The 19,523-nt window shown below is 74.6% G+C and carries 15 protein-coding genes; 10 read left to right on the top strand and 5 right to left on the bottom strand.

The features are described from left to right. Window positions 1-13: 13 nt before the first annotated feature. A complete protein-coding gene (locus ACFV9Q_RS19145; RefSeq protein ID WP_377235694.1) occupies window positions 14-2,554 on the bottom strand; it encodes a DUF1963 domain-containing protein in 2,541 nt (846 codons plus the stop codon). A gap of 59 nt (window positions 2,555-2,613) precedes the next feature. Beyond that, the gene (locus tag ACFV9Q_RS19140; protein ID WP_377235693.1) at window positions 2,614-3,441 is read right to left on the bottom strand and encodes a GNAT family N-acetyltransferase; all 828 of its coding nucleotides are present in this window, start codon (window positions 3,439-3,441) and stop codon (window positions 2,614-2,616) included. A gap of 71 nt (window positions 3,442-3,512) precedes the next feature. Between ACFV9Q_RS19140 and ACFV9Q_RS19135 the strand changes: the two genes are divergently transcribed. From ACFV9Q_RS19135 to ACFV9Q_RS19105, 7 genes are all read left to right on the top strand, one after another. Next, complete coding sequence (locus tag ACFV9Q_RS19135) at window positions 3,513-4,175, top strand: GntR family transcriptional regulator (RefSeq protein ID WP_377235841.1); 663 nt, start codon at window positions 3,513-3,515, stop codon at window positions 4,173-4,175. A gap of 165 nt (window positions 4,176-4,340) precedes the next feature. After that, window positions 4,341-5,705 carry an MFS transporter gene (locus tag ACFV9Q_RS19130; protein ID WP_377235692.1) on the top strand — a complete coding sequence of 455 codons (1,365 nt, stop codon included), beginning with the start codon at window positions 4,341-4,343 and terminating at the stop codon, window positions 5,703-5,705. Continuing rightward, window positions 5,702-6,610, top strand: coding sequence for a dihydrodipicolinate synthase family protein (locus ACFV9Q_RS19125; RefSeq protein WP_377235691.1), 909 nt, complete (start codon window positions 5,702-5,704; stop codon window positions 6,608-6,610). The genes ACFV9Q_RS19130 and ACFV9Q_RS19125 overlap by 4 nt, the downstream gene beginning before the upstream one ends. After that, window positions 6,607-7,767: a mandelate racemase/muconate lactonizing enzyme family protein gene (locus tag ACFV9Q_RS19120; RefSeq protein ID WP_377235690.1), complete on the top strand. Its 1,161-nt coding sequence runs from the start codon at window positions 6,607-6,609 to the stop codon at window positions 7,765-7,767. The genes ACFV9Q_RS19125 and ACFV9Q_RS19120 overlap by 4 nt, the downstream gene beginning before the upstream one ends. Next, on the top strand, window positions 7,764-9,338 hold the full coding sequence (locus tag ACFV9Q_RS19115) for an aldehyde dehydrogenase family protein (protein ID WP_377235689.1): 1,575 nt from the start codon (window positions 7,764-7,766) through the stop codon (window positions 9,336-9,338). The genes ACFV9Q_RS19120 and ACFV9Q_RS19115 overlap by 4 nt, the downstream gene beginning before the upstream one ends. Window positions 9,339-9,866: 528 nt before the next feature. After that, on the top strand, window positions 9,867-11,360 hold the full coding sequence (locus ACFV9Q_RS19110) for a hypothetical protein (RefSeq protein ID WP_377235688.1): 1,494 nt from the start codon (window positions 9,867-9,869) through the stop codon (window positions 11,358-11,360). Window positions 11,361-11,488: 128 nt separating this feature from the next. Beyond that, entirely contained in the window at window positions 11,489-11,791 is a 303-nt protein-coding gene (locus tag ACFV9Q_RS19105; protein WP_285104465.1) for a hypothetical protein, read from the top strand. A 24-nt stretch (window positions 11,792-11,815) separates the two neighbouring features. Here ACFV9Q_RS19105 and ACFV9Q_RS19100 read toward each other — a convergent pair whose 3' ends face one another. Next, window positions 11,816-12,511 (bottom strand): hypothetical protein, encoded by a 696-nt coding sequence (locus tag ACFV9Q_RS19100; protein ID WP_377235687.1) that lies wholly within the window; start codon window positions 12,509-12,511, stop codon window positions 11,816-11,818. 107 nt (window positions 12,512-12,618) lie between these two features. Between ACFV9Q_RS19100 and ACFV9Q_RS19095 the strand changes: the two genes are divergently transcribed. Both ACFV9Q_RS19095 and ACFV9Q_RS19090 read left to right on the top strand, forming a co-directional pair. Further along, window positions 12,619-13,260, top strand: a complete 642-nt coding sequence (locus tag ACFV9Q_RS19095; protein WP_377235686.1) for a hypothetical protein — start codon at window positions 12,619-12,621, stop codon at window positions 13,258-13,260. Between the two features lie 183 nt (window positions 13,261-13,443). Beyond that, window positions 13,444-17,097 carry a glycoside hydrolase family 97 catalytic domain-containing protein gene (locus ACFV9Q_RS19090; protein WP_377235685.1) on the top strand — a complete coding sequence of 1,218 codons (3,654 nt, stop codon included), beginning with the start codon at window positions 13,444-13,446 and terminating at the stop codon, window positions 17,095-17,097. A 71-nt stretch (window positions 17,098-17,168) separates the two neighbouring features. Here the strand turns inward: ACFV9Q_RS19090 and ACFV9Q_RS19085 are convergent, their stop codons facing one another. Beyond that, the gene (locus ACFV9Q_RS19085) at window positions 17,169-17,966 is read right to left on the bottom strand and encodes an SDR family NAD(P)-dependent oxidoreductase (RefSeq protein WP_377235684.1); all 798 of its coding nucleotides are present in this window, start codon (window positions 17,964-17,966) and stop codon (window positions 17,169-17,171) included. Between the two features lie 147 nt (window positions 17,967-18,113). Between ACFV9Q_RS19085 and ACFV9Q_RS19080 the strand changes: the two genes are divergently transcribed. After that, entirely contained in the window at window positions 18,114-18,755 is a 642-nt protein-coding gene (locus ACFV9Q_RS19080) for a ricin-type beta-trefoil lectin domain protein (RefSeq protein WP_377235683.1), read from the top strand. 124 nt (window positions 18,756-18,879) lie between these two features. On the opposite strand, the gene ACFV9Q_RS19075 is transcribed toward ACFV9Q_RS19080, so the two are convergent. Then, window positions 18,880-19,368, bottom strand: a complete 489-nt coding sequence (locus ACFV9Q_RS19075) for a heme-degrading domain-containing protein (protein ID WP_377227262.1) — start codon at window positions 19,366-19,368, stop codon at window positions 18,880-18,882. Window positions 19,369-19,523: the final 155 nt, after the last annotated feature.

Genomic DNA, 19,523 nt, shown 5'->3' with positions numbered 1-19,523 from the left:
TCGAACGAGCAGGTCAGGGGTTCGCGTACATCTGCACGACGACGCGGTCGAAGCGGCGCACCTCGAGGTCCTGGCGGGTGATCGTCCAGTACAGGATCCCCATCGGCACCCCGACCCACTGCGCGAGCACGACCCAGTCCGACGGGCGGGACCAGCCCTCGCCGGGCCCCTGGAACGCCGACCCGGCGGCCGGGTCCCCGTAGCCGTCGAAGTCGTAGGCGTGGCCGCCGAGCTCCCACTCGCCGCCCCCGTCGGACTGCTCGGACCAGACGGCCTGCAGCGTCTCCGCGTGGGGGTGCTCGGCACCGGCCTCGGCGTCGAGCGGGCAGGAGGGCAGGGACACACCGGGGACCAGGCGGAGGTCGCCGGTGCGCCGCAGGGCCTCGTCCAGGTCCTCGGGAGAGTCGTACTCGTAGGGCTCGTAGTCGGGCGAAGCCTCGCGCTCCTCGACCGGCGTGCCCGCCGGGACGTACACCGCGCCGCCCGCCAGGAGCTCGTCCTCCAGCTCGACGTTCGCGAACAGGAGCAGGTGCCCGTCGGGCGGCAGCGCCAGATCGGTCGCGCCCGGCGCCATCGCCGCCAGGTCGAGCGTCGCGATGAGCTGGTACTCGTCGGTGCGGTCCGGGCCGTACACCGTGCCAGGCGTGGGTGCGTCCGGTGGGAGCATCAGGGGGCCGCCGAGCCGGCCGACGACCGGGCCTGCGCCGTCGGGCGCCGTCCGCAGCGTCGGGCGCGCCAGCCCGAGCCACCGGTCGACGTCGTCCGCCGGGACGCCCCGGTCGAGCGCCTGCTCCCGGAACCGGTCCAGCCACGACAGCGTGGACGCGGGCAGGTTCCGGACCGACGCGGGCAGCACACCCGGCCCGAAGTCCCACCCCGGCTCGGGTCCGACCACGCCCGGCTCCCCCAGCTCCACCAGCCACTCCGCGGCGGACGACCGCGTCGTCGCGTCGCCGTCGGACAGCGCCGCCCGCGCGGCGGCCCGAGCGCCGGGGTGGCCGCCGAGCACGCGGCGGGCGGCCAGGCGGTGGCGGTCCGCGGCCAGCGCGAACGACGTCAGGCGCGGGACCAGCGGCTCGGGGACGGCGGGGAACCTGGCGAGGATCGTCAGGATCATCGTCCTCGTGTCGACGGCCTCCTCGTCCGGGTGCCGCTTCCCGTCGCCGCCGTCGAGGTACTCGTCGGCGAGGTCGAGGCGTTCGGCGAACAGCGGCCACCAGCTCTCGGCGTCCTCGGGCGTCAGCACGGCGCCGATCTTCCGGCCCCGGCGGCCCGTCCGGGTGACCAGCAGCTCCGCGGCCCACCGGTCCGCGTCGGCCGAGCCGGTGGCGCGGCGCGCGTCCCGCAGGGCCCGCACGTCGGGTATCCGCGCCAGCTGGTTCCCGATGGAGTGCCAGGGACCCCAGTCGCCCGGCCTGCTCACCGGCGGCAGGGCGTGCAGGGCCCGAAGCTCCTCCGCTACCTTCGCGTCCTGGGGCAGCACGACCGGGGGCACGGAGTCGGCTCGCGCCGGACGCAGCACCCGCACGCGGAGGACGACCCGGCGCAGCAACCGCTCCCGCTCCGGGCCCAGCGGGCCGACACCGCCGGCGGCGCCGCCGGCCGCGCCGTCGGCCGCGCCGTCGGTCAGGGCCTCCTCGATCGCCACGACGCCCCCGTCGAGGTCGGCCAGGCGGGCGAGGGCGTCCGGCAGCCGGTCCGGCGGCGCCGTGCGCAGGTGCCGCCGCAGCACCTCGATCTGCCGGGGCCCGTCGAGCCGGGACAGCGCGGCCAGCGCCTCCACGCGGACGCCGGCGTCCGCGTCCACGGCCAGCTCGGCGAGCAGGTCCGCGTGCGCCTGCGGGCCGCGCCCGCACAGGCCTGCCACCTGGCGCCGGAGGTAGAGATCGAGCCCTCGGGCGACCTCCGCGAGCGCGTCGGTGTGCCGGGCGAGGAAGGCGGCGCCCGCGTCGCTCTCCAGCAGCTCGCGGCGGGCGTTCACCCCGTGGTGGTGGTCCCCGTACAGCAGCGCCGACAGGGTGGCGTGCTCGGCCGACCGGCCGGGCGCGCCGCTGGCCCGGGCGACCTCCTCGACGACGTCGGGGGTCCACCGCAGCCGCACGTCCGCCGCGTCCGCCGCGTCCGCCGCGTCCGCCGCATCCTTGGCGCTGCTCACCCGCGCGACGTCGTGGGCCAGCATCAGCAGCCAGGACGGCTCGCCGCCCTGACCGGCCCGGGCGAAGACGGCGTGCAGCACCTGCCCGAACCGGGCGAGCACGTCGACCGGCGCGGTCCGGTAGACGGTGCGCCGCGCGGCGTCGGCGTCCTGCCGGGTCCATCCGGGGTGGAGGTCGGCGACGGCCGCCGTCTGCTCCTTCGGGTGGTAGCCGTCCGGCTCGGCGATCAGCTTCGCGCCCTCCGGCCGCTCGCGCAGGCGCTCCAGGATGCCCGGTCCAGAACCATGCACCACGTACTCGACCGCCGGGTCGGACACCTGCGACACCTTCAGCGGCGCGAGGCAGTACCCCACCGCGGCGACCAGGGCCGACGCGCCGTCGGCGTCCGGACCCGCCATTTCCCGTTCATATATGTGCATATCGGGAGTTTACGGACGGGGTCTGACACGCCCCGGGCTCAGGCCGTCCGGGCGAACAGGTGCCGGCTCCCGATCACCGTGTACCCGAGGCGCCCGTAGAGCACCTGGGGCCAGTCGTCGGCCGCGGCGAGCAGGAACCGGGTGCCGCAGCCGGCCTCCTGGGCACGCCGGGTCGCGTCGTCGAGCAGGGCCTGGGCGTACCCGCGGTTGCGGTGCGCCGCGTCGGTCATGACGTCCTCGATCTGCGCGAGGCCGCGGGCCGGGTCCAGGTAGAGGTCGGCGCGGGCGACGATCCCCCGCGGCGCGGCCCCGTTCGCGACGCCGCCGGCGGGCCCGGCCTCCGGGTCACGGACCGCCAGGAACACGACGCCGTCGGCCCCGAGCGTCCGGGCCCGACGTCGGCCCACGAGCTGCTCGACCGCCTCCGGCGACGCGCCCGGGAGGGCCCCGCGCCAGTCGCGCCGCTCCATGTCCGCCAGGTCGTCGGCGGTGACCGGCTCGACGGCGACCGGACGGCGCGACGCAGCCGGCAGCGCCCCGCGCTCCACCATCACCAGCTCGACGTCGTGGGCGTACCCCGCCTGCTCGAAGGGTCCGGCGAACGCGGCGCCGAGGTCGTCGTCGTCCACCACCACGAGCCGGTGGCCGAGGCCGGCCCCGCCGAGCACGTCGTCCGCGAGCCGGAGCGCGTCCGGCGCCGCGACCGCGCCGCGAAGGCAGAGCTTGTTGTGGTCGTGGGACGCGGCGTAGCGCGGGCTGAGCACGGCGAACCCGCCGGGGAGGTCGACGACCCGCTCGGCCTGCCGCCGCTCGACGTCCCGCAGGAAGTCGCGCACCAGGTCGAGGGTCATGCCGTCGTCGCTCATGGCACGAGCGTCCCAGGACCCGCCCCGGGGTGCCCAGCTCAATTCACGACCACTCCCGCCCGTCATATATGATGTACGACGTGCCGACGACGCCCCCCGCCCCGATCTCCCTCCCCTCCCGGACGGAGCACGCGCTCGCCACCATCAAGGAGGGCATCCTCAGCGGACGCCTCGCCGCCGGACAGGCGCTCGTCGAGGCGGAGCTCGCCCAGGAGCTGGCGATGTCCAAGACCCCGGTCCGCGAGGCGCTCAAGACCCTGGAGCTGAGCGGACTCGTCGTGGTGCGGCCGTACGTCGGTGTGCGCGTGCGCGAGCTGTCCCAGGCCGATGCCGTCGCCATCTACGAGACCCGGCTGCTGCTGGAGCCCGAGGCGACCCGGCGCAGCGTGCAGCGCGGCATGGACACGGCCGCCGCGCGCGCGGCGCTGGAGCGGGCCGCCGAGGTGACCGCGCCGGCGCAGCGCAGCCTCGCCAACCGCGCGTTCCACGCGACGCTGTGGGCGGCGGCCGACAACACGATCCTGACCGGCATGCTGGAGGGCCTGCGGGACCAGACGGCGCTCGCCGCCGTCACCACCTGGGCCAAGCAGCCGAGCTGGCGCGACGAGGCGCAGGAGCACGTGCAGATCCTTGCCGCCGCAGAGGCCGGCGACGCCGACCTCGCCGCGGACCTGACCCGCCGGCACATCGCCGGCTTCCTCGACCGGCTCCACCAGGGAGGTGCGACCGCCTGACCCGCAGGACCCGCGCCGCGAGCGCCGGCGGGCCCGTGGGCCCGGCGTCGGCACGCGCGGCGACGCAAGCGAGGTGCAGCCCGTTCACCGCCAAGTTCCCGGGCCGCACCTCTGGAACGAGTGCTCCATGGCGGAGCACGCACGTCACTCGATGGAGGAGCAACGATGCTCAATAGTACAAAGCAGCCTGCGCCCGTCGCAGCCCGGGCGCGACGCAGCCAGATGCGCTGGACGATCGTCGCGTTCTCGGCGCTCGGGCTCACGATCGCCTACCTCGACCGCGCCGCCCTCAGCGTCGCGCTGCCGTTCATCTCGGAGGACTTCCACATCAGCCCTGCCGTGCAGGGTGTGCTGCTGTCCTCGTTCTTCTGGACCTACGCGCTGTTCCAGGTGCCGTCGGGCTGGCTCCTGGACAAGTTCGGCCCGCGCGTCATCTACCCGATCGCGGTGGGCTGGTGGTCGGTCTGGACGGCGCTGACGGCCTTCGCGACCGGCGTCACGAGCCTGATCGTCTTCCGGCTCGGCCTCGGCATCGGCGAGGCGCCCGTGCAACCCGCGAACATCAAGGTGGTCTCCACCTGGTTCCCGCGCCGCGAGCGGGCCTTCGCGTCCAGCCTGTTCGACATGGGTCAGCAGATCGGCTCGGCCCTCTCCATCCCGATCGTCACGTCGATCGCCGTCTTCGCCGGGTGGCGCTGGACGTTCGTCCTGATCGGCGGCGTCGGGCTGCTGTGGATCGTCGGTTGGCTCGCCATCTACCGCGCGCCGCAGAACCACAAGAAGGTCAACGCCGAGGAGCTGGACCACATCCGCTCCGACCAGGCCGAGATGGTGCGGCACACCGGGGAGCCGGTGCGCTGGAGCGCGCTGCTGCGCGACAACCAGACCTGGGCGCTGATGCTCGGCTACGTCTTCCGGTCGCTCGCCGGGGCGTTCTTCCTCACGTGGTACCCCAGCTACCTGCTCAACGAGCGCGGGTTCACCGAGGCGGAGTTCGGCATGGTCGGGGCCCTGCCCGCGGTCATCGGCATCGGTTCCACGGTGCTGGGCGGGATCGTCTCCGACCGGATGCTCGCCTCCGGCCTGTCGCCGAACGTCGCGCGCAAGGTGCCGATCATCTCGGGCCTCGTGCTCAGCGCATGCATCGGCTTCAGCCCGTTCGTGGAGAGCAACGTGGTGCTCATGGTGGTCCTGACCGTCTCCAGCGCCGCGCACTCCTTCGCGGGGGCAGCGATCCTCAGCCTGCCGGCCGAGGTCTCCCCCAGCCCCGAGCGGGTCGGTTCCCTGGCCGGCTTCCAGAACTTCGGCTCGCAGCTCGGCAACCTCATCAGCCCGATCGCGATCGGGCTGGCCCTGACGGCGTCCGGCGGCTCCTACCTCTGGCCGCTCGTGTTCGCCGCGGTCAGCTGCCTCGTGAGCGCCGCCATCTACGGCCTCTGGGTGCAGATCAAGCCCGTGGAACAGCAGGCCGGCGCCCTGCAGGACGCCGGACCCGAGCAGAACAGTCCCCAGCAGAACGGAGCATCATGACCGGGCACCACGACGTCGTCGAACGCCTGAGGACGGTCGTCGGCATCCCCGTCGTCCCCTACGCGCCCGACGGCGGTGTCGACCTCGCCCTGACCGGGCAGCTCGCCGGCCGCCTCGTCGAGGCGGGCCTCGGCGCCATCACCCCGAACGGCAACACCGGCGAGTTCTACGCCCTGACCCCGCGCGAACGCGCCGACGTCGCCCGGACCGTCACCGAGGTGGCGCGCGACCGCGCCGTCGTCGTCGTGGGCGTGGGGCTGGACCCCGCCACCGCGCAGGCCGAGGCCCGGGCGGCCGCGGAGCTCGGCGCGCACGCCGTCATGGTGCACCAGCCGGTGCTCCCCTACATGTCGCGCCGGGGCTGGGTCGAGTACGTGGCCGCCGTCGCGCACGCCGTGCCCGGGCTCGCCGTCCTGCCGTACGTCAGCTCCCCCGCCATCCGGGGGTCGGACGTCGCGGCGCTCGCGCACCAGGCGGGCAACGTCGTGGGGGTCAAGTACTCGGTGCCCGACCCCGTCGCCTTCGCCGAGACCGTGCAGGACACCGACGCCGACCTGCTCTGGATCGCCGGGCTGGCCGAGTCGTACGCGCCGTCGGCGTGGCAGGCCGGTGCGCGCGCGTTCACCTCGGGCCTGGTCAACGTCGCCCCGGACGTCTCGTTCGACCTGCTGGACGCCCTCCGGCACGACGACGCCGCCGGGGCGGCCGGCGTCTGGCGCCGCATCCGGGAGTTCGAGCAGCTCCGGGCCCGCGACCGGTCCGCCGACAACGTCTCCGTGGTCAAGGAGGCCATGCACCAGATGGGGCTGTGCGACCGGTCCGTCCGGCCGCCCAGCACCACCCTGGCCGAGCCCGACCGCGCCGCCATCACGCGGATCCTCGACGACTGGAAGGTCTCGGTATGACGACGAGCACGACGGGCGGCACGAACATCGCCCGGCTCACCACCTACCTGCAGCGGGTCGGGAACCGTCCCCGCGTGCTGCTGCGCATCACCACCGACGACGGCATCGACGGCTGGGCCGAGATCTACAACCACGGCCCCGACCTCGCCTACCCGGCGATCATCGAGTACCTCGCGGACCAGATCGCGGGCATCGACGCCTCCCGCGTCGCATACGTGAACCAGCTCCTGCACCAGTCGGCCCGGTTCCCGCAGGGGGCGCTCGGGCTGGCTGCCATCGCCGCGGTGGACCACGCCCTGTGGGACATCGCCGCGAAGCGGCTCGGCGTGCCCGTCTACCAGCTCCTCGGCGGCGCCGTCCGCGACCGGGTGCGGGTCTACGCGGGCCTGTACGACGCGCCCGACGTGCCCGAGCTGCGCGACCGCACCGCCGCGCTGCACGAGCACCACGGCGTGGACGCGTTCAAGCTCAGCCCCTACCGCCGCGACCTGCACCGGTCCCGCTTCGGGCTGGTCGCGCGGGAGCTGGGCGACTGGTTCGGCGAGATCCGCGCGAGCCACCCCGAGGAGTGGGAGTTCGCGTTCGACGCCCACGGCTGCCTCTGGGAGCCGCGCCAGGCCGTGGACCTGGCCGCGGCGCTCGCCCCGAACGAGCCGATGTTCCTGGAGGAGCCGATCCGCCCGGAGTACCTGCCCGCCTGGGGCCGGATCCGCGCGGAGATGACGGTGCCGCTCGCCACGGGCGAGTCGCTGTACTCCCCGAACGAGTTCCTCGGGCTGCTGGCCGTGCAGGGCGCCGACATCGTCCAGCCCGACATCGCCGTGGTCGGCGGGCTCACGCAGCTGCGCAAGATCGCGACGCTCGCCGAGGCGCACGACGTCCCCGTCGCACCCCACAACCCGCTCGGGCCGCTCGCGACGGCGGCCAACGTGCACTTCGCGGCCGCGACCTGGAACTTCTCGATCCTGGAGTACAAGTTCGACGAGGTCTCCTGGTGCCACGACCCGTACGTGCCGGTCGACGGGCACCTGGAGCTGCGGCCCGACCGGCCCGGCTGGGGCATCGAGATCGACGAGTCGGCGCTCGCGCACGACGACTGGGTGCACTGGGAGCGCAAGGTCCCGGTGCGGAGGGACGGGTCGACGGGATGGATGTGACAACGCCTGAGACGCACCCCGTGCCGGGTGCGAGCCTCGTGACCAGCCGGGATGCCCGGACCGGCGCGGTCCGGGAGCTCGACGTCGTCGAGACCACCCCGGACCGCCTCGACGACGTCGCCCGGCGGGCCGCCGCCGTGGCCCCTGGCCTCGCCGCCTGGCCGCGCGAGCGGCGAGCCGCGCTCCTGGAGGCGCTCGCCGACGCGCTCGACGCCGACCGCGACGCCCTCGTCGCGGAGGCCGACCGCGAGACCGCCCTCGGCCCCGACCGGCTCGGCGGCGAGCTCACCCGGACCGCCTACCAGCTCCGCACGTTCGCCCGCGTGGTGCGCGACGGCGCCTACCTGGAGGCGACGATCGACCACGCGGGACCCACCCCCATGGGCCCGCGCCCCGACCTGCGCCGCATGCTGGTGCCGCTCGGCCCGGTCGCGGTCTACGCGGCGAGCAACTTCCCGTTCGCGTTCTCGGTGCTGGGCGGCGACACGGCGTCCGCGCTCGCCGCGGGCAACCCCGTGATCGTCAAGGCGCACCCGGGGCACCCCGCGACGTCGGAACGCGTGGCGCGGCTCGCCGAGCGGGCGGTCACGGAGTCCGGCGCGCCCGAGGGCACGTTCGCGCTGGTGCACGGGTTCGACGCCGGGGTCGCGCTGGTGTCCCACCCGGCGATCCGCGCGGCCGGGTTCACGGGGTCGCTCGCCGGCGGGCGTGCGCTGGCCGACGCCGCGGCGGCGCGTCCCGCGCCGATCCCGTTCTACGGGGAGCTGAGCAGCATCAACCCGGTGCTGGTCACGCCGGCCGCTGCCCGGGAGAAGGCCGACGAGTACGGGGCAGGGCTGGCCGCCTCCGTGCTCCAGGGCGGCGGGCAGTTCTGCACCAAGCCCGGGCTCGTCCTGGTGCCGGCGGGAGCAGACGGCGACCGGGTGATCGACGCGTTCGCGCGGGCGATCGACGCGGCGCCGGCCCTGCCCGCCCTCACGGCGGGCATGGCGGACGCATACGGGCGCGGGCTGACGGCGCGGGCCGGCGACGCCGTCGTCCGGGCGCAGGGCGTGCCCGGGACCGCACCCGACACCGAGGCGGGCGGGCCCGCCGGGGCGGGGACGACGACGCGGCCCGCGCTGCTCGAGGTCCCGGCCGGGAAGCTGACGCCCCGGCTCGTCGATGAGTGCTTCGGGCCGCTCGCCGTCGTGGTGCGGTACGCGGACGAGGCGGAGGCCATCGCCGTCGTCGAGCAGGTGGAGGGGTCGCTCACCGCGAGCATCCTCACCGGCGACGCCGCCGACCTGGGCCTGCCCGTCGCGCGGGCCGCGCTCGCGGCACGCGCCGGGCGCGTCCTGTTCGACGGCTACCCGACCGGGGTGGCCGTGAGCTGGGCGCAGCACCACGGCGGGCCGTGGCCGTCGACCAACTCGCTGCACACGTCCGTGGGCGCCTCGGCGATCCGCCGGTTCCTGCGCCCGCTCGCCTGGCAGCAGGCGCCGGAGCACGCCCTGCCGCCGGAGCTGCGGGACGGCGCGCCGGTCGTCCCGGTCCGCGTCGACGGGGAGCTGGTGCTGCCGCAGGGCTGAGCCGCCCGGACGCGATCGAAAACAAGCGGCCCCGTGGCTGTGGATGCCTCGGGGCCGCTCGATCCGCTGTCTCATTCGGATCCCGCCGGCACTCTCGCGCCGGAAGTCTGCACCCAGTCTAGCCGATTCACCCGTCCTCGTGGGGGCGGGTGAATCCCGTCCCCACGGGGGCGGCGCCGGATACGCCGGCGTATCGTCGCAGGTGCCACAGCACCGGGCAGTGCGGCAGTGCCCGTCCGGCGGCCTGCCGCCGTCGGCCCGCCCGCGCACCCCGGTCCGTTCCCGCGGGAGGCTCCGCGGCCGGACGCAGGACGCCGACCGCGCGGTGGGCCCCGTGGAACGCCCGCGCGTCTCGCGCCCGGGCGTGACTGTCGCACAACTCGACCGCGAGCGGCGCACGGTCTCCCGACCCGCCACGCGATCGCCGGACTCCCGCGATCTGCGAGCCACCGACACCCGGTACCGGCATGCCGGTCCGGCACGAGGTCCCACCGGCGGCGCTCCTCGCGCGGCTGGAAGGAGAACGGGATGTCCACCTCGAACGGCCGCAACAAGAAGAAGCACCAGAACAGGAAGCGCCGGAACAAGAACCGCGCGCCACGCGGCCTGAGCTATCAGGCCTGCGCGGTGATCGTCGCCGTCGCCGGGATGTGCGCCTGGGTCGCGCACGACGTCCTGGGCGGCGCCGTCCGGACGGCGCCCGCGGCGGCGACCGCCCCGACGCCGTCCACCCCCGCGCGGGCGGGCGACGTGTACGTGACCACGCCGCAGGCGGCCGCGCCGCCGGTCGTGCTCATGGTTGCACCGGACGGTTCAGGCACGACGGCGGTACCCGGGACGACGGCCGGGGCCCAGCCGTCGGCGGCGCGTGGTTCTGCGGCAACGGGCGGAGCGTCGGCGGGCGGTGCGACGGCTCCCGTTGCCGCCGCGTCTGTCCCCTCCGCGTCCGGCACGCGCGCCGTCGTCCAGGCAGCTCCCGGTGCCACGCCGACGACGCCGGCGCCGGCGGCCGCCGCGGGCGACCCGCCCACCGGGGTGATCGTGGTGCCGACAGGTCGGCAACCGGCTCCGGCGGCCTCGCCGCAGGACCGGCGAGTCAGCTATCAGGTCCTCGCCGCCGACGGCTCGATCGTCTACGTGGGGGCCGACGGGCGGCTCGTCGCGAACACCGGCGCCGTCTCCTCCAGCGGTGTGCTCGCGCTCGGTTCCGACGGCTCGGGGCTGCGGTCCGGCGAGTCGAGCGTTTCGGCGCCGCCAACCGCTGCGTCTCCGGCGTCGTCTCCCGCGTCGTCTCCGGCGGCGTCGACGGCGCAGGGCGGAGCCACGGCGGGCACGCACCAGAACGACTCGTTCGGCGGCATGCTCCTGGGGTACGGGCCGGGCAGCTCCATGGCGATCAGCGGCTTCGAGGACCACTCGGTGAGCGTCGTCGGCAGCGACCAGATCGTCACCTACGACGACTCGAACGTGTTCCTGGGCCGGGACGGCCGGATCAACGCGAACACGGGCGACACCGACTCCAGCGGCCTCAACGCGGTCGACGTGACCGGGTCGGTCGTCCGGTCGGGCAACTCGGGTGACGCCGAGGACACGGAGGAGGACGAAGGAGACGAGGAGGAGGGCGAGGAAGAGGAGGGCGAGGAGGAAGAGCCCGGGGCCGGCGCCGAGGAGGGCACGGAGGACGAGGGTCCCGCGGTACCGCCCTTGGGACCGCCCGCGCCCGGGCCCACGACGTCAGGCCCCACCACGTCCGGCCAGGCCACCGTGACGGACGAGGGCGAGTCGTCGGCGACCGGGAACGGCGCCCTCGTGGTGGGTGCCGACGGGTTCGACGACGTCTCGATCCGGAGCCGGGGCGACCGCAACGTGGTCACGTACGACGACTCGAACGTCGTGATCGGCGGCACGGGTCCGGTCAACACCCAGATCGGCGACAGCGACACCGGGGGCGCCGTCGTGATGGGCGTGCACGGCTCGGACGTGCGGGCGGGGTGCGAGGGCGACCTCTGCTACTCCGACTGACCACGGGCAGGAGCCCGCGAGGCAGGAAACCCAGCAGGAATCCGCGGGGCCGGGATGGCCGTCCCGGTCCCGCGGACCTACGCTGGAGAGGTACCCCTTCCGCGACGACGACGTGGCGGTGACACCCCATGGGCTGGACCTTCCTGACCCGCCAGAAGCCGGCACCCGACCCGCTGGTGACCCTGCGGCTGCAGTCGCGCCTGGGCCAGCTCGCGGCCGAGCTGCGCCACGTCGAGGAAGACCCCGGCCTGTACGCCCGCGCCCACCACTGGTTCGCGGTGCAGAACGCCTACGACGCGCTGCTGCGCGAAGCCTGCCGCCTCGCCGACCTGCCGACCGACGCGGACCCGTTGCGCGCGAGCGAACGCTCCGCGGCGGACGAGCGGCTGCGGGAGGAGCTGGAGCTCAGCTCCCGCGGCTGGTCCTGGTGACCCCGCCGGTCCTGCGCGCACGACTCAGGCCGTCGCCGGCTCGCCTGCCCACGCCCGCAGGTCACGCCGTGCGTCCTCGGCCCGGGCGCGGAGCGGCGCGAACTCGTCGTCGTCGAACGCCTCTGTCGTCTCCAGGTACTCGCGGCGGGTCCGGTCCGCATCGGCGAACCGCCACAGCAGCTCGCTGAGCTGCCGCTGCTCGGCGGCCGTCCGCCGACCCGCCTGCTCGATCAGCCGCACGAGGAACCTGTCCCGCCCCGGCACCGTCACGCGCACCACTCCGGGCGCCTCGAACTCGGTGATCTGCCGCACCGACCGCCGCGTGTACCGGTCGCACACGATCGCGAACAAGCCGGTGACGACCGCGTAGACCACCGTGACGGGGATCGCGACGTCCTGGAGCGGATCGGTCGGCGGCATCGCGGTGTTGCTCGCCCACGCCCCGACGAGGATCAGCACGACGGGGAACGCGCACCACAGCGAGTTGGCCACCCTCGACCACCGGAACCGGACCCGCGCGGTGCGGGTCGTCGCGTCGAGCTCGGCGCTGATCCGCGCCACCTCGTCGACCGCGGTACCCGGCTCGATGACCAGGACATGCTGCTCTGCCGCCTCGGCGCGCTCCTCGTGCCCCGTCACCGAGAAGAGCGATCCGCTGCCGACGAGCCACAGGAGGCCGAGGAACCGACCAGGGCTCGGGGCAAGCCAGACATTCTGCACGGCCAGAGCGTAGTGGTTGCCGGACCGGGACGTGCCTGGGCCGTGCCCGCACAGCCCGCACAGGGTCCATTGCCGCCGAAACTCCCCTGCCCACTTAGGGTCAGGGCATGTTCCCCTGGCTCGAGATCGCCGGCTGGGTCGGCTCCGCGCTCGTCGTCCTGTCCCTCACGCAGGCGCGGGTATTCCGCTTCCGCTGGCTCAACCTGACCGGCTCCCTGATCGCGACCACGTACAACGCGATCCTCGGGATCTGGCCGTTCTTCGCGATGAACGCCGCGATCAGCCTCATCAACATCTACTGGCTGCGGCGCCTGACCCGCGAGCGCCACGACGCCGCCGTCTACGAGGTGGTGGAGGTGGCGCCGGACGACGCGTACCTGCTGCACGTGCTGCGCACGCACGCGGCCGACATCGCGACCTTCGCCCCGGGCTTCGTGGCGCAGCCGGAGCCGGGCCAGGAGCGTTCGGCATTCCTGGTGCAGCGCGGCGACGAGACGGTGGGCGTGGTGGAGGTGCGCGACGCCGGGGACGGCGCGGGCGTCGTGGAGCTCGACTGGGTGTCCATGCGGTTCCGCGACCTGACGCCCGGCGAGTTCGTGTACCGGCGCAGCGGGATCTTCGCGGCCAAGGGGTTCGACCGCGTCGTCGTGCCGCAGGCCGCGCCGGGCGCGCACGCGTACCTGCGCGGCGTGGGCTTCCGCCCGGAGGGCGACACCTGGGTGCGGGAGGTCGTGGCCGACGGAGGGTGAAAGCCGCCGGGGCCGCCTTGACAGCACGGGGGCGGCTGGGAAAACTCTTTCCTGCCGCTGGTCTGCATCGAGGCAATCCGGCGCCGCCGACATCGACGTCCGGGAGAGAACGTGCACCTGCCCTCAGGCAACCGAAACAGCGGCAGACCGGGAGGCGGGCCAGGGCGCCGGCCGTCCCGCGCCGTGGCGGCCACCGCGCTGGCGCTTCTCGTGCCCGCGCTGGTCGTGCCCGCCGCCCTCGCGCCCACGGCGCTCGCCGCCCCGACGCCCGCCGCCCCCGCGTCGGCAGAGAAGGCGACCCAGGAGCCGGCCCGCGTCCTCGACGGCTGGATGGTGTCGTCGCCGGACCGGTCGATCGAGGCCACCGTCGACGTCGTCGACGGGACCCTGACGTACGAGGTCGTGCGGGACGGGACCACGACCGTCGTCGCGCCGTCGGGCCTCGGCCTGACGCTGCGGGAGCCCGCGGTCGACCTGACGACGGGACTGACGGTCGAGTCCACCGACCGCGCCGTCGTCGACGAGACCTGGACCCCCGCCTGGGGCAACGACGCGCGGGTGCGCAACCACGCGAACGAGCTGACGGTGCACGCCGTGCACGAGGCCTCGGGCGTCGAGCTCGACGTGGTCTTCCGCGTCTTCGACGACGGCGTGGGCTTCCGCTACGCCTTCCCGGAGCAGGACGGCCTCGGCGAAGGCGTCGTGGTGTCCGGCGAGAAGACGCAGTTCGCGCTGCCCGCCGACCTGACGGCGTACTCGATCCCGGCGGGCATCCGGTGGAGCGCGGACGAGCAGCACTACCGCACGCAGCCGCTGCCCGACGTCGCCTCCGCGCAGACGCCGATCACGGCGTCCCGCGCGGACGGGCTGTTCCTGACCGTGCACGAGGCGGCGCTGATCGACTTCCCGAGCATGACGGTGGTGCGCGGCACGACGCCGGGCACGCTGGTCTCGGACCTGATCGCCCTGCCGAACGGCGACAAGGCAGTGATCGACGTCGACGCCGACGGCTTCAGCACGCCGTGGCGCACCCTGACCGTCGGCCGGAGCGCGGGCGACCTCGCGGCCTCCCGCCTCATCGAGAACCTCAACGCGCCGTGCGCCATCTGCGACGTCGACTCCGACGACGACGGCACCGCGGACACCACCGACTGGATCGACCCCGGCACGTACGTCGGGGTGTGGTGGGAGCTCCAGCGCCGCGACACGACGTGGAACGCCGGGCCCAAGCACGGCGCCACCACCGCGCGCATCAAGGAGTACGTGGACCTCGCCGTCGAGGCTGGCGCCAAGTACGTGCTGGCCGAGGGCTGGAACCAGAACGCGGGCGGCGAGTGGAAGGGGCAGGACTTCGTCACGCCCCAGGCCGACGTCGACATCGACGAGGTGCTGGCCTACGCCAAGGAGAACGGCGTCGGCTTCATGGCGCACAACGAGACGCGCGGCTACGTGGACTACTACGACGCGCACATGGACGAGATCTTCGACAAGTACCAGGAGTGGGGCATCCACGCGCTGAAGACCGGGTACGCCACGCGGTTCGAGCTGGGCGGCGTGAACCGCAGCCACTACGACCAGGAGGCGGTCAGGCACTACCAGCGGGTCGTCGAGTCCGCGGCGCGGCACCAGATCTCCGTCAACGCCCACGAGTCCATCAAGCCGACGGGCCTGTCGCGCACCTACCCGAACATGATGACGGGCGAGGGTGTGGCCGGCATGGAGCAGCACAACTACATGGGCGCGAGCGGCAACCCGCCCGAGCAGGCGACGATCCTGCCGTTCACGCGCTGGATGGGCGGGCCCGCGGACTACACGCCCGGCGTCCTGGCCGTCACCTGGGACCCGGCGAACCTCAAGACCCGGGTGCAGACCACCACGACGGCGCAGCTCGCGCTCTACCCGACGTTCTCCAGCCCGCTGCAGATGCTGGCGGACACCCCGGAGAACTACGCGGAGCACACCCAGGCCTTCGAGTACCTCAAGGACATGCCGACGGCGTGGGACGAGTCCCACGTGCTCGACGCCGCGCTCGGCGACCACACCGTCACGGCCCGGCGCAGCGGATCCACCTGGTACCTCGGGTCGGTCACCGACGAGAACGACCGCACGGTACGGGTGCCGCTCACCTTCCTGGACGAGGGCACCACCTACGTGGCCGACGTCTACGCCGACGCCGGGGACGCGTCCTGGAAGGGCAACCCGACCGCCGTCGAGGTGACGCACTCGCTGGTGGACTCGACCGACACGATCGACGCCTCCATGGTGGGCGGCGGCGGGCACGCGGTGAAGCTGCGGCCTGCGACGCCGCAGGACCTCGCCGAGCTGCCGGACTACGCCGCCGGCACGTTCACCCTGCAGGGCACGCCGGAGGTCGCCTACGACCCGACGGCCGGCACCGTGACCGTCACGGCGACCGTCCGCAACGACGGCACCACGGCCGGCCAGGCCCGCATCGCCGTGGACGGCGCGACGGTCGACGGCGCCGCCGGCCGGGTGGGCGGCGGGCAGACCCGCACGTTCACGTTCGACGTCGCGGCCGACGACGTCGCCTACCGGGCGGCGAACGCGATCGCCGTCGTCGGCGCGGACGGGACGCCCGGGCGGCCCGTCTCCGTGGCGCTGCTGCCGCGGCCGGACGGGACCCTGACCGACCTGCTGGACGACGAGGCGGAGCACCTGGCCCCCGCCCGTGCCGCGCTCCTGTCCGAGCGGGCCGGGGCGGCGCTGGACGCGGCGCGGGAGAACGACTTCCCCGCCGTCCGCCGGGCGACGCAGGCCGTCCGCCAGGCCGTGCTCACCTCCTCCGCGGCGGCCGTGCCCCCGGACGTCGCGGCCGGGATCGACACGATCGTGGAGCCGTACCTCGGCACCGCGGCCGGGCTGTTCGGCATCCTGTCGCTGATCCGCGACGCCGAGGCCGCCTCCGCGATCGACGGCCCGACCGCCGTCGCCCTGCGGAGGCCCGCCGCCGAGGCGGTGACGCACGCCCGGGCGGGCGACACCGCGGCGACGACCGAGGCCCTGGGGGTGCTGGCCGAGGAGATCGGCGCCGCCGAGGGCGACGACGCGGCCCTCGCCGCGCTGCTCGCGGCCGTCGAGGCGCAGCACGGCGAGCAGGTCAGTGAGGCGGAGACGGCCACGCTGCTGGGCGGCGCGCGCACCAACGCCGAGCACCCCGGCTACACGGGCACCGGGTTCGTCCGCGACCTGACAAAGGTCGGGGCGGGCGTGAAGTTCACCTACGAGGCCCCGGCGCCCGTCACGGTCGAGCTGTCGTTCCGGTACGCCAACGGGATGGTCGTCGCTCCGCTGGACCGCCGGCTGTCCGTCTCCGTGGACGACGGCGCGGCGCAGCCCGTGTCGTTCCCGAACCTCGGCCAGGGCGCCGACCGGTGGCGCATCTGGGACCACTCCCCCGGCGTGCTCGTCACTCTGGCGGCCGGGCGGCACGAGATCCTGCTCCACCACACCGCCGCCGACACGGGCAACATCAACCTGGACCACCTGCGGGTCACGGCGCGACCCGGGGTCCTGACGGAGCCCGCCGCCGACGCCTGGGGCGCCCGGACCATCTACACGGCCGGGGACCGCGTCTCGCACGACGGCGCGCTGTGGCAGGCCTCGTGGTGGACCCAGAACCAGACGCCCGGCGCGTCGGCGTACGGGCCGTGGCAGGAGGTTGCCGAGACCTGGGACGGCACCGCCGCCTGGACGGCGTCACGAATCTTCGACACCGGCGACTTCGTGGAGCACGACGGCGCCCTGTACGAGGCGAAGTGGTGGACCCGCAACCAGGAGCCGGGCGACCGGCACGGACCGTGGCGGGAGGTCGGCTGACGGTCTCCTGCTCGACGGCGCCGCTGCGCGGCGGCGCCGTCGGGCACGGCTGGTGACCGCGGCGCGCGACGTCAGGTCGCCTCCGGATCGGCCCCCTGCGCCGCGCGTCCGCCGTCGACGGGCAGGACCGCGCCGTTGACGAACCCGGCGGCGTCCGACAGGAGGAAGGCGACCGCCTCGGCGACCTCCTCGCCCGTGCCGACCCGGCCGAGCGGGTGCAGGGCGGCCATCTGCGCGTCGACGCCGGGGTGCTCGCGCCGGTACGCCTCGTGGCGCGCCGTCGTCACGGACCCGAGGGCCACCGCGTTGGTGCGGATGCCCTCGGGCCCGTGGTCGACGGCGACGGCGCGGGTCAGCGCCTCGACCGCGCCCTTGGCGGTGGCGTACGGTAGCGCGCCGCGCACCGGCCGCTGCGCCTGGTGGGACGAGACGTTGACGATCGCGCCGGGCCGCCCGTGCCGCAGCAGGTGCGCGACGGCGGTGTGGCAGCCCGTGACCGCGAGGGCCAGGTTCGCGGTGATCAGGCCCAGCACCTCGGACGGCGGGGCCGTGATCGGGGCGTCGCGGAAGATCGCGGCGTTGCTGACCCAGCCGGCCAGCGGGGCCGCCGCCTCCGCGGCGTCGGCGGCACGCTGGGCGACGTCGGGGTCGGCGGCGTCGCCGGTGACGAGCGTGACGCGGGGGTGCGCCCAGCCGAGCGGCCCGGCGAGGTCGAGGACCACGACGTGGCCCTCCGCGGCGAGCCGTAGCGCGATCGCGCGGCCCACGCCCTGGCCGCCGCCGGTGACGACGTAGGAGCGTGGGGCGGCGGTGCTCGTGGGTTCGGGTTCCTGGGAGCTCGGGCTGGTCGGTTCCGGGTGCGCGGCCATCCCCCGATCCTGCACCCGGCGGGCGGCGGGGACCGAGCGCCACGGGCGGCCGCGGGGAACGGGCGGCCGCGGGGAACGAGTGGCGCGGGACCGAGTAGGGTGCGGCGCGGACGCACGAGAGCGGTCCGACGAAGGAGGAGCACCAGGGTGTACGACCACGTCACGGCGCGTCGGCGCCCGCCCGTCAGCCTGCTCGTGTGGGTGCTCGCCGCCCTGCTCCTGTTCGGCGCGGTGATCGGCACGATCTGGGTGCTGAGCCGCGACGTCTCCGGGCAGGACGCCGCCGGGCAGGCCTCGGCCAGTGCCTCCGCGAGCGCGGTGCCGAGCCCCACCGAGGCCAGCCCGGTCAGCGCCCCGGCGAGCCCGGAGCCGACGCCCACCCCGAGCGCCCCGCCGCCCGAGCCGACGCCGGTCACGCTGCAGGGCGTGGCGTCCGGCCGGTGCCTCGACGTGCCCGGCGGCGTCGCCGCGGACGGCGCGGCCCTGCAGATCTACGACTGCAACGGATCACCGGCCCAGCAGTGGACGGCGTCGGCGGCCGGGGAGCTGCGGGTGCTAGGGACGCTGTGCCTGGACGACCCGAGCGGCGGGGCGCAGGGCACCGCCGCCCAGGTCTGGACCTGCCACGGCGGCGCGAACCAGCAGTGGTCCCCGCAGGCGGACGGCACGGTGCGCAACGCCGCGACCGGGCTGTGCCTCGACGTCTCCAACGCGCTCACGGACAACGGGACGCCCGCGATCATGTACGGCTGCCACGCCGGGGACAACCAGCGCTGGACGGTCTCCTGACCGGTTGTGGCTGACCTGTCGCGGCCGAGCCCTTGCCGCTGACCCGTCGCGGCGGCCGACCGACCCGCGCGGGCGACGGCCCGTCACGGCCAAACGCTCGCCGCGGCCGGTTCTCGCCCGGTCGTCAGACCCGCGGCGGAGCCTCGGCCAGCTCGCGCAGGGCCTCGACCGCGAGGGCGTGGTCGTCCTGCTGCGCCAGCCCGGACACGGTGACGACGCCGACGATGCCCACGCCCGCGACCCGGACCGGGAAGGCCCCGCCGTGCGCCGAGTACTCCTGGAACAGCAGCCCGTGGTCGGCGTTGAAGTCGGACCCCTTGGCCTTGGCCCGCAGGCCCACCAGGTACGACGACGCCCCGAACCGGTAGACCACCCGCACCTTGCGCTTGATCCACGAGTCGTTGTCGGGCGTCGTGCCGGGCCGCGCCGCGTGGAAGACCTGCTGCGTGCCCTTACGGATGTCGATCGTCACGGGCAGGTCGCGCTCGACGGCGAGCTCGACCAGCAAGCTGCCGAGCCGCCAGGCGTCGTCGTTCGTGAACGTGGGCAGGACCAGCTCGGCCTCCTGGGCCTCGACCTCGGTGATGATCGCGGTGACATCGGATTCGCTCATGTGCCCATCCTGCCCTGCCCGCGACCCCACCCCCTTTGAGGCCCGGGTTTCTTGGCTTTGAGCCCGCTCCAAAACACAAAAAACAGGGACCCAAGGGGGGGGGCACACCAACGGGTCCGGTGGAGAGGACGGGCGGAAAGGACGGTCGGATCGGG

This window comes from Promicromonospora sp. NPDC059942, assembly GCF_042731755.1.
Classification (GTDB): domain Bacteria; phylum Actinomycetota; class Actinomycetes; order Actinomycetales; family Cellulomonadaceae; genus Promicromonospora.
This window is presented reverse-complemented; position numbering and strand designations above follow the sequence as displayed.

Coding starts and splice junctions, on each gene's coding strand:
- ACFV9Q_RS19145 (WP_377235694.1), bottom strand. CDS start 2,554: ATGGCGGGTCCGGACGCCGACGGCGCGTCGGCCCTGGTCGCCGCGGTG.
- ACFV9Q_RS19140 (WP_377235693.1), bottom strand. CDS start 3,441: ATGAGCGACGACGGCATGACCCTCGACCTGGTGCGCGACTTCCTGCGG.
- ACFV9Q_RS19135 (WP_377235841.1), top strand. CDS start 3,513: ATGTACGACGTGCCGACGACGCCCCCCGCCCCGATCTCCCTCCCCTCC.
- ACFV9Q_RS19130 (WP_377235692.1), top strand. CDS start 4,341: ATGCTCAATAGTACAAAGCAGCCTGCGCCCGTCGCAGCCCGGGCGCGA.
- ACFV9Q_RS19125 (WP_377235691.1), top strand. CDS start 5,702: ATGACCGGGCACCACGACGTCGTCGAACGCCTGAGGACGGTCGTCGGC.
- ACFV9Q_RS19120 (WP_377235690.1), top strand. CDS start 6,607: ATGACGACGAGCACGACGGGCGGCACGAACATCGCCCGGCTCACCACC.
- ACFV9Q_RS19110 (WP_377235688.1), top strand. CDS start 9,867: ATGTCCACCTCGAACGGCCGCAACAAGAAGAAGCACCAGAACAGGAAG.
- ACFV9Q_RS19105 (WP_285104465.1), top strand. CDS start 11,489: ATGGGCTGGACCTTCCTGACCCGCCAGAAGCCGGCACCCGACCCGCTG.
- ACFV9Q_RS19095 (WP_377235686.1), top strand. CDS start 12,619: ATGTTCCCCTGGCTCGAGATCGCCGGCTGGGTCGGCTCCGCGCTCGTC.
- ACFV9Q_RS19085 (WP_377235684.1), bottom strand. CDS start 17,966: ATGGCCGCGCACCCGGAACCGACCAGCCCGAGCTCCCAGGAACCCGAA.
- ACFV9Q_RS19075 (WP_377227262.1), bottom strand. CDS start 19,368: ATGAGCGAATCCGATGTCACCGCGATCATCACCGAGGTCGAGGCCCAG.